Source organism: Flavobacteriales bacterium (genome assembly GCA_020435415.1).
Classification (GTDB): domain Bacteria; phylum Bacteroidota; class Bacteroidia; order JACJYZ01; family JACJYZ01; genus JACJYZ01.
This window is the reverse complement of sequence record JAGQZQ010000108.1, coordinates 1-9,597: the sequence shown is the minus strand read 5'-3', so window position 1 is coordinate 9,597 and position 9,597 is coordinate 1. Positions and strand designations below refer to the sequence as shown.

Genomic DNA, 9,597 nt, shown 5'->3' with positions numbered 1-9,597 from the left:
TTACCCGGTTTCCAACCCCGGATAGTAACTACGGCGGGCATGGCCACCATTCGTCCTCCGCGTTGCTGGCACAGGAGGCCTTTAAGCTGGCTGCGGACCCAAAAGCATATCCTGAACAATTGAATGCCGTATCGGTCTGGCAACCCAAAAGATTGCTCTTCAATGCCAGTTCCTGGTGGAATCCGGAAATCGAAAAACTGGCAGTGGATAATCCTGATTATATCACACTGGACGTGGGCGCCTATAACCCTGTGTTAGGCATGAGTTATAATGAGATCGCCGCGTTAAGCCGCAGCATGCACAAAAGTCAGGGATTCGGGGCGTCCAGGGCAAGAGGCACCCAGTTGGACTACCTTCAGCATACCGCAGGCGAAAGGGCATCCGGTAAACTGTTCGACGGGGTGGATACCCATTGGTCAAGAATAAAAGGGGGAGAGGCCATTGGTCATTCCATTGCAAAACTGATTGCTACCTACGATCCTTATCATCCTGAAAAATTGGTGTTGCCACTGGTAAATGTATATAAGCAGATAGACGCCCTGGATGATAACCACTGGAAAGTCGTGAAACTGAAAGAGGTAAAGCAACTTATCCTGAATTGCGCTGGCGTTCATGCACATGCGTGGACGGAAGAATATGCAGTGCCGGGAGGTGAGCATGTTAAAATAGAATTATCAGTGATCCGCAGGGGAAAGGAAGCAGTTAAGCTAAAGAACATGCGTGTGGCCGGTCACGATACGGTTGTGAATACATCCCTCGCTTTCAATAAAGCATTCGAAAAGGACGTGATCGCGACCGTGCCTGAACGTCAAAGAGATCAACCCTATTGGTTGCAGCGGGAAGATGTGGAAGGGGTGTTTCATATTCCGTTCCAGCACCAGGTTGGGCTGCCGGAAAATCCACCCACGCTAACCGCTCAGTTTGTGTTGGAAGTTGGTGGCGTAAGTCTGGATTATACTGTCCCGGTGATGTGTCATTGGACGGACCGGGTGGATGCTGAGAGGTTGCGACCTCTTATTCTAGCACCTCAGGTAACGGCCAATTTTGCCCAACCTTCAGTCATTACAGCCAAAGGAAAGCTGGTGGATGTGACCCTGACCATGAAATCATGGAGCAGGGTGACACAATCGGGAGAGATTAAACTACAACTTCCGAAAGGTTGGAGTTCATCTCCTCTAAGTCGAACCGTGGATCTGCAAAAGGCAGGTGATGAACAGTTGTTACATTTTACGCTGACCGCACCGGACAAAACATCCATAGGAAAGATGACTGCGGTTATAACAAGTGATGGCAAGGAACAGACATTGTTTTCGGAGAAAGAGATCACCTATACCCACATACGCCCTCAGTTGATATTTCCGTCGGCATCTGTTCCACTTACCGCAGTTGACTTGCAATCAAAGCCTATGGCAGTCGGTTATATCATGGGACCCGGCGATGATGTTCCTGCTGCTCTGACACAACTTGGTTTTACCGTAGAAATGCTGGATGAGGAATCATTGTCTTCCACCGATCTTTCCCGTTTTGACGCCATCATTACCGGCATCCGGGCATACAACACCCAGGCGTGGCTTCCCGGTAAAAAGGCATTGTTGATGGATTATGTGCATGCCGGAGGCTTGCTGCTTGTTCAATATAATACCAGTGGCGGCATTTCCGAAGAGATGCTGGGGCCGTATCCGTTCCACCTTTCCAGGGACCGCGTTACCAAAGAAACTGCTTCTGCAAGTGTATTGGAACCCCGGCATTCCGTTTTGGACCGGCCGCATAAGATAGAGGTGACCGACTTTCTGGGTTGGGTCCAGGAACGCGGACTGTATTTTGCTGATCAATGGGATGAACATTATACACCCGTCATCGGTTGGCATGATCCTGATGAAGCCGAAAAGAAAGGTGGCCTGCTGATCGCAGATTATGGAGACGGTGCCTTCATTTATACCGGCATTTCCTTTTTCAGACAACTTCCGGCTGGAGTACCGGGAGCGATTCGTTTGTTTGTGAACCTCATCTCTTATGAGCGATCACAACCATAACGATATACCGGAGACCAGGGATCACTGGCGTAAGATTTACATCACCGTGCTGGCGATCGAGGTGGTTTGTATCGTCATATTTTATTTCCTAACCAGGATGTACGGATGACGGGGGTTGATTGGATCGTAATGTTTGCTGTGCTGTTCTTCATTGTAGGATATGGCACATGGAAGAGCCGGGGAAGTAAAAACATTGATTCCTACCTTAAAGGTGGAGATGCCAATTGGTGGAGCATCGGCTTGAGCGTGATGGCCACGCAGGCCAGTGCCATTACTTTTCTCTCCACGCCGGGGAAAGCATATGCAGATGGGATGGGTTTTGTCCAGTTCTACTTCGGCCTTCCCCTTGCCATGGTTGTCATCGCCGCTGTGTTCATTCCCCTTTACTATAAGTTGAAGGTTTATACCGCTTATGAGTTCCTGGAGCAGCGCTTTGATCTGCGTATGCGATTGCTGACTGCTTCATTGTTCCTGATTCAGCGTGGCCTCGCTGCCGGGATCACCATCTATGCACCTGCTATTATCCTTAGCCAGATTCTCGCCTGGGACCTGAACTTTACCATTGTGTTTATTGGTGTGTTGGTCATTATATATACGGTTTCCGGAGGTACCCGTGCGGTAAGTCAAACGCACAAACAGCAAATGGCTGTGATCTTTGCCGGCATGTTCGTGGCCTTCTTCCTGTTGGTGGATTACCTCGGTGAGTATGTATCATTTGGGGATGCACTGAATGTAGCAGGGATGATGGGGAAAATGGAAATTATCAGTCTTGATTTTGATGCAGACAGCCGCTACAATTTGTGGTCTGGGTTATTGGGAGGATTCTTTCTTCAGCTTAGTTATTTCGGAACGGATCAATCCCAGGTCCAGCGCTATCTTTCAGGCCGATCAGTAAGGGAAAGCAGGATGGGGCTGATGTTTAATGCGGTATTGAAAATACCGATGCAGTTTTTTATTCTTCTTACCGGTGTTCTGGTATTTGTGTTCTTTCAGTTCGAGCGTCCCCCGTTGCATTTTAATGCCCACAACGAAACAGTGGTGATGGCAGGTGAACAGGCGACAGCCTACGATGTCCTGCAGCAGCGTTATGAGGACGTACATGCCCGGAAAAAGGAAGAGATACTGACTTCGCTGGCCGCGGGAAATGGCGGTGAAGAAATTGAGAAATGGTCGGTCAGGGAATCCGAACTCAGGGCAGAGGCTGCTACGCTTATCAAAGACACGGATGATCAAGCGGAAGTTCGTGACAACGACTACATCTTTATTCATTTTATCATGCACTATCTGCCGGTTGGGCTTATCGGCCTGCTTCTGGCTGTGATCTTTTCCGCAGCGATGTCCAGTACTTCCGCAGAACTAAATGCCCTTGGGTCCACAGCGACCATCGATGTGTATAAGCGCCAATTGCACCGGGATGGAAGTGATGCACATTACCTTGGTGCTTCGCGTTGGATGACGTTTGCATTTGGTATGTTGTCTATTCTGTTTGCAGTACTGGCCTCTCTTTTCGATAACCTGATTGAAGCCGTGAATATTTTAGGCTCTTTGTTTTACGGCACCATCCTGGGGATATTTCTGGTAGCGTTTATGATGAAGCGTGTCAAGGGGCGAGCCGTGTTCATCGCGGCACTCATTTCTCAGGCTACCATTATCGTACTCTTTATGCTGGACCGGGATGGTAAAATACATATAGCGTATCTATGGTACAATCTTCTGGGACCTGCTATTGTGATGGGGTTAAGTGCCTTGTTGCAGTACATGGATGGTGGGGACGGAGAGCCCGGAATAAATATTTCCCGGTCCCGGTAATTAGCATATTCATTGTAAAGACCTATTTGAAAAAGTAGGCATCAATATGTATTTTGGAACCCTCAAAAACAAGCATACAATGAAACAAAAACGCATAAATACTCTGCTGGCAGTTGCGGTCATCATAGTGGCATCTGCTTTTACCTATTCATCCAGAACTTCCGTTAACAGCCACAAGGAAATAGATCTGTGTGCAAATCTCACCAAGATCATCGAGTCGGGCAAAGCCGGTTTTACAGATGTAAGAGGAGAGAAGTCGTCAAAGAAGATTTCAGGGAAAGATCGCCCTTTTGATCTCTGTAAGGTGGAGCTCTCGGAGGAGTTCAAAGGCTACATCAGCATGAGTGCAAGCTATCCGACCTATGAGGTGTTCTTCGCAACGGATGAATGGGCAAAGATCACCGAAAAGCTGAAGTCTGCATACGAAGAAGTGAATGGGAAGATGAAAGCATGTTTACCGGAATCTGCATGGACCATTGAGGAGAAAGATGCCAGCAACGATTCATATCTGGAAGGAACGGATTTTAAGAAAACCATCTTCACTGAAAAAGTAGGAAATTCAGCGGGTAAGAAAATCCGGATGGAACTGTTCATGTACCGCCACGGTAGTGAGAACAAGCGTGTGGTGGAACTGAAGATCGAAGGTTTCGCAGCGCCTACCGAATAATCGGGTTGACCTTGCTATGATTCAATGATCGATCATAAGTCATCATTGAATCATAGCAAACTGGTTTTACTTACTGCTTGAAGCTGATCATTACGGATGCACACCCACTGACTTCCGGAGCTTCGTCTTTCTTTTCTTCCTTCATCTTGGCTTCCACTATCTCCCTCAGGCTGTCAGACATGGTATCCAGTGGATTGATGATGCTGGTGCGGGCTACGGGCGTTTGTCCTGCGATATAGAATTTCAGATGACAATCCATGGTTGATTTGAACTCCAGATCCCAGACCCTGGCATTGTCGTGCTTGGTATTGTCAAACAACACATTGCCCTTTTCATCCTCAAGGAACCAGGCCACCTGAATCTCGGAATTTCCGGTACACGTAATGAACCGGTAGGTTGTATTGGCAAAGAAGGTGATCTTGTACTCGGCCATTTGACCACCTTTCAGGTACTCACGGTATTGCTGCCCGTCGGTAATGAATTCAGCACTTGAGAATTCTTTGTAGCATGGAATTTCGATATCCCGGTATGACTTTCTATCGCTGCACTGTGCGGTGGCGGAGGCAGCGGTAATCACGGTAATGGCAAAAGCGATGGTCAGTTTTTTTATCATATCAGATGGCTTTGTGCTTCTAGGTGCGGTCATGATTAATTGGTGATCTTTTGGCGAAGTCCTGTAAGGTATGCGCTGATGCGTTCGATGGTCTCCTCCTTGATGGTAACCTCGTTGGTGCTGTTGATGGTGCTCTTCTTGTTGCCGGCATCATCCGTGGTTGCGACATAGTTATAGGTCGCGTAGACATTGTTGTACTCCTGGGCAATATAGGAAAGTGTGTCCACCACGTTGGCAAAGTCTGGTTGCTCATCGCGTTTAAAGCTACCGGATATTAGGGATATCAAGTTGTTAAGGGTAGATTTCTGATCACCGATGCAATTGCTCAGCGCCTGTGATTTACTTGCTTTATATGCTTCCACTGCGCAGTACATGCTTTCTATCCATGCACCTGCGGCGATCATGGCTGCAACATCCGTACGCTCATTTTTATCAAGCAGTTCATCACATGATTTATAGGCGGTGGCCACAAGACCCATCATCGCTTCTTTACTGCCGCCGGCTTTTAATCCCTGAATGATGTCATTGCCAAAGGCTGCATTCAAATCCAACTGATCAGACAGTTTCCCTACAGCACCCATGTAATCCATGGCTACCTGCGATTGTCCGAAGGCACTTGCATAACCGGCATCCGCACCGTATACGCCCATATTCATCGCTTGTTGAAACACGGTAGTGTACTTCGTGGAATTGGCAGTTGAGCTGAGCAGATCTTTTTTAAAGGCTGCGCCTGACTTCTGGATCAGGCCACTCATCTGTACAGGCGATGGCAATACAATCAGGCGGTCATCCACCTTGAGAACAGACGTCTCTTCTGTCACCGTCTTCTCTTCGTCCGGCATAACCTCTACCGGCGCCTTTTCTCCTCCGCAGGATGCCAGAAGTGCACTCGCCGCAAGGGTGATATTCAAAAAATAAGCAGTGATGGGATATTTCATTGATTCATTATTTAACGGTTCAAGTTTTAACCCGAAACCACCGAGTTGAGGGATTTACCCATACGCAGGTGGGTCATGTTATGAAGGCGAATTTACATAAAATCAAAAAATTAGAAAGCCCGCCATCGGATTGTTGACCGCGTCACGATTAATTAATATTTGAAAACCCTGTTACGCTAGCGATGGATTTAATCGGATGTTCTTATGTATTTGCCAAACTTTATATACATTTGGTCGTCATGGAATTTTACCGTTTGCATTGGGTTTATAAATATTTTGGATTGGCATCAGTTATGTGCATCGTTGCATCTACGACAGCCTTTGCACAGAATGACCAGGCGCTGGCTGAAGGCAGCAAGGATGATGCAATCAACATGGAAGATCTGGTCAATACCAGCACACATTTCCCTGATGGTATCCGAACTTATGAGAACCTCAATCTGAGACTGGGTGGAGATTCAGTTCGTTATTGCGATGGTAAACTCTGCAACGGCTGGGTTGAAGACCGTCATCTCAATGGCAGTCTCAAGCACAAAGGCTATTATGAAAACGGCCAGCTGGTGAACCTCTACTTCAATTATTATGAGAGTGGCCAACTGGAAAGGGAGTACAGGAGCAAGGATGATTTCCGTAGCACACTCGTCAGCTACTACCCAAACGGACAGGTACGTTCAAAGGTGACTTACAAAGATGGTGATGCGCTGGAATGGGAAGATTATTACCCCAACGGTAAGCTGGAATACCAGGAAGTGAACCACAAGAGTTTCGAATATCAGATCATCAACAAGTACTTTTATGAAAGTGGTCTTCCGCAGACCGAAATGGTACTGGTGGATAAAAAGCATAAAATATTTGACAAGCGTGAGTATTTCGAGAATGGCAAAGTGAAAATGGAGGGAAAGGTGCGATACAGTATGAACACACTGGACTATGTGAAGATAGAGACCTGGAAGGAGTATGACGAGTCCGGAAAGTTGATACTGGAGCAATCCTATGACAATGAAGGCGGTTTGAAGAAAGAGACAAAACACTAGACGGCAGTTCACCTTCGCTAAACTCATCTGAACTCATGAAATCATTCCTGACCCGGTTATTCAGGGTCATATCCCTGTCGCTTCGCGGCGAGTCCATTGACTTTACCAAAGGGTCGATCAATACTTCCATTATTCTGCTGGCCATTCCCATGATCCTGGAAATGGCCATGGAGTCATTGTTCGCGGTGGTGGATATTTATTTTGTCGGACGCATCGGCGTGGATGCCATTGCCACTGTGGGACTCACCGAATCGATGCTTACACTGGTTTATTCCCTCGCTTTCGGGGCGAGTATGGCAGTCACGGCAATGGTGGCGCGACGTATCGGTGAGAAGAATCCGGACGGAGCGGCAGAGGTAAGTGTGCAGTCTCTATGGCTTGCCTTTAGCATATCACTTCTCATATGTGTGATCGGTCTGGTATTTGCGGGAGAACTCCTGCGATTGATGGGCGCCGGTGATGCTATGGTTGAAAAGAATTCCGGGTATACACGATGGATGTTAGGCGGGAATTTTGTGATCATGTTCATCTTCATCAACAATGCGATTTTTCGCGGTGCCGGGGATGCTTTTCTGGCCATGCGGGCCTTGTGGATATCCAACGGATTGAACATCATTCTTGATCCCATGCTTATTTTCGGCGTGGGGCCTTTTCCTGAGATGGGCATTGAAGGTGCGGCCATCGCCACCAATATCGGCCGGGGCGTAGGTGTGCTATACCAATTCTATCATCTGTATAAAGGAAAAGGTGCCATCAAGTTTCACCATATCTCCTGGAATATCAATACGACGTTGATTGGGCGACTTATCAAAGTAGCCGCTGGAGGAACAGGGCAATTCATCATCGCTTCCGCCAGCTGGGTTTTTCTGATGAGGCTAATGGCGCATTTCGGGGAGGATACGCTTGCCGGATATACCCTGGGTATACGTGTACTGGTGTTTACAATTTTGCCTGCCTGGGGACTGTCCAATGCTGCGGCAACGCTTGTGGGGCAAAATCTTGGTGCCGGAAATCCCGATCGTGCAGAGCAGTGTGTGTGGCGCACCGGATGGATGAACATGGCCTTCATGGGCACGGTGGCGCTGGTGTATTATTTCTTTCCGTATGAGGTGTTGGCGGTATTCAAGGCAGAAGGGGTGGTACTGGAATCCGGCGTTCTGACCCTTCGTGTTTTAAGTCTCGGATATATCTTCTTTGCCTGGGGCATGGTATTGGCACAGGCATTCAATGGCGCTGGTGATACAGCTACGCCCACATGGATGAACTTCATCACCTTTTGGGTTCTCCAGATCCCAGCGGCCTATTGCCTGGTATACCTGATGGATGTTGGTCCGTTAGGTGTGTTGTCCTGCGTGGCAGCTGCGGAGTTTGTGCTGGTGATCATCAGTTTTGTGGTGTTCAGAAAAGGGAAGTGGAAGGTGGTAGAGGTTTAATTCGCACGACCTAACCGCGCGCTTTTATCTTTTTTCCATTTTGCATAATGGCCATGTTATCCCGAAGCACCGCGAGGGATTTCTAAGAAAGCATTATCTACTGCTTGTGTCTTGGATCAATGGCGTCCCGGAAGCCTTCTCCCAAAAGATTATAAACCGTTACTGTTACGAAGATGGCAATGCCGGGGAAGACCACCAGCCACCATGCTGCAAAATGTTCACGGCCGCTGAACAACAGGGATCCCCACGTAACAATGTCTGCAGGAACCCCGATACCCAGGAAGGAAAGGGCGGATTCCACGAGTATAGCTGAAGCAATGCCAAAGGCCACGGCAACCAGCGCCGGGGCGATGGCATTCGGAAGGGCATGTCTGAAGATCACCCGTGCCTCTGAGAAACCCAGGGCCTGGCCGGCCTGGATGTACTCAAGGTTTCGGATCTTGAGGAACTCAGCACGTGTAAGGCGGGCAATACCTGTCCACGACGTCACCCCGATAATGATCATGAGGTTAACCATGCTGGGTTTCGCAATAGCGGCTATCGTAATAATAAGCACCAGGTTGGGTAGGGAAATCAGGATTTCAATCATGCGGGAGATGGCGGCATCCACGGGAATATATATTTTCTTTTCTGCACCTGGAATCCGGGCCACATATCCACCGGTCCACCAGCTGACCAGGCAAATGCCAAGGAAGATCAATAGGCTCCACATCAAAGAGAGCAGGATGGAAGCGTTTGAGGCGGAGAGTGCATCTGCCAGCGCAAAAGAACGAACGGAAAATCCATAGTACCATGCCAACAACAGGCCAATGCATACCGTAATGAAACGCCCCCTTGTGGTTGCCAGCCTGTTGTCTCCGAAATAGCCGGCCAGTGAACCGAACAGGATTCCCAAAAGAGCAGCAATGCCCATAGAAAGTAATCCGATGGTTAGCGAGACCCGTGTGCCATGGATGAGGCCGGACAACACATCTTCGCCTCGTTTGCCTGTACCCAGTCGGTGGCGGAATCTCCCCGGCATGGGAACAACCTCGTTATTGCTTGCCCTGAACCATTGATCGTCCCCGGGT

The 9,597-nt window shown here is 48.4% G+C and carries 8 protein-coding genes; 5 read left to right on the top strand and 3 right to left on the bottom strand.

What is annotated here, in order from left to right; all coding sequences use genetic code 11:
• From KDD36_13375 to KDD36_13365, 3 genes are all read left to right on the top strand, one after another.
• On the top strand, positions 1-2,033 hold a 2,033-nt coding region (locus KDD36_13375), incomplete at its 5' end, for an LmbE family protein (protein MCB0397639.1).
• Positions 2,034-2,138: 105 nt separating this feature from the next.
• Complete coding sequence (locus KDD36_13370; protein ID MCB0397638.1) at positions 2,139-3,842, top strand: sodium:solute symporter; 1,704 nt, start codon at positions 2,139-2,141, stop codon at positions 3,840-3,842.
• A 79-nt stretch (positions 3,843-3,921) separates the two neighbouring features.
• On the top strand, positions 3,922-4,509 hold the full coding sequence (locus tag KDD36_13365; protein ID MCB0397637.1) for a hypothetical protein: 588 nt from the start codon (positions 3,922-3,924) through the stop codon (positions 4,507-4,509).
• 70 nt (positions 4,510-4,579) lie between these two features.
• Here the strand turns inward: KDD36_13365 and KDD36_13360 are convergent, their stop codons facing one another.
• Both KDD36_13360 and KDD36_13355 read right to left on the bottom strand, forming a co-directional pair.
• Complete coding sequence (locus tag KDD36_13360) at positions 4,580-5,122, bottom strand: hypothetical protein (GenBank protein ID MCB0397636.1); 543 nt, start codon at positions 5,120-5,122, stop codon at positions 4,580-4,582.
• Between the two features lie 35 nt (positions 5,123-5,157).
• Complete coding sequence (locus tag KDD36_13355) at positions 5,158-6,060, bottom strand: hypothetical protein (GenBank protein ID MCB0397635.1); 903 nt, start codon at positions 6,058-6,060, stop codon at positions 5,158-5,160.
• A gap of 182 nt (positions 6,061-6,242) precedes the next feature.
• On the opposite strand from KDD36_13355, the gene KDD36_13350 reads away from it, so the two are divergent.
• Together KDD36_13350 and KDD36_13345 are read left to right on the top strand one after the other, a co-directional pair.
• A complete protein-coding gene (locus tag KDD36_13350) occupies positions 6,243-7,094 on the top strand; it encodes a hypothetical protein (protein ID MCB0397634.1) in 852 nt (283 codons plus the stop codon).
• A gap of 35 nt (positions 7,095-7,129) precedes the next feature.
• Complete coding sequence (locus KDD36_13345; GenBank protein MCB0397633.1) at positions 7,130-8,527, top strand: MATE family efflux transporter; 1,398 nt, start codon at positions 7,130-7,132, stop codon at positions 8,525-8,527.
• A 97-nt stretch (positions 8,528-8,624) separates the two neighbouring features.
• Here the strand turns inward: KDD36_13345 and KDD36_13340 are convergent.
• Positions 8,625-9,597: ABC transporter permease (locus tag KDD36_13340; GenBank protein ID MCB0397632.1), on the bottom strand; the 973-nt coding region annotated here is incomplete at its 5' end.

Bases quoted from the DNA above. Each gene is read 5' to 3' on its own strand.
- KDD36_13370 (MCB0397638.1), top strand. From the start codon at position 2,139: ATGACGGGGGTTGATTGGATCGTAATGTTTGCTGTGCTGTTCTTCATT.
- KDD36_13365 (MCB0397637.1), top strand. From the start codon at position 3,922: ATGAAACAAAAACGCATAAATACTCTGCTGGCAGTTGCGGTCATCATA.
- KDD36_13360 (MCB0397636.1), bottom strand. From the start codon at position 5,122: ATGATAAAAAAACTGACCATCGCTTTTGCCATTACCGTGATTACCGCT.
- KDD36_13355 (MCB0397635.1), bottom strand. From the start codon at position 6,060: ATGAAATATCCCATCACTGCTTATTTTTTGAATATCACCCTTGCGGCG.
- KDD36_13350 (MCB0397634.1), top strand. From the start codon at position 6,243: ATGGATTTAATCGGATGTTCTTATGTATTTGCCAAACTTTATATACAT.
- KDD36_13345 (MCB0397633.1), top strand. From the start codon at position 7,130: ATGAAATCATTCCTGACCCGGTTATTCAGGGTCATATCCCTGTCGCTT.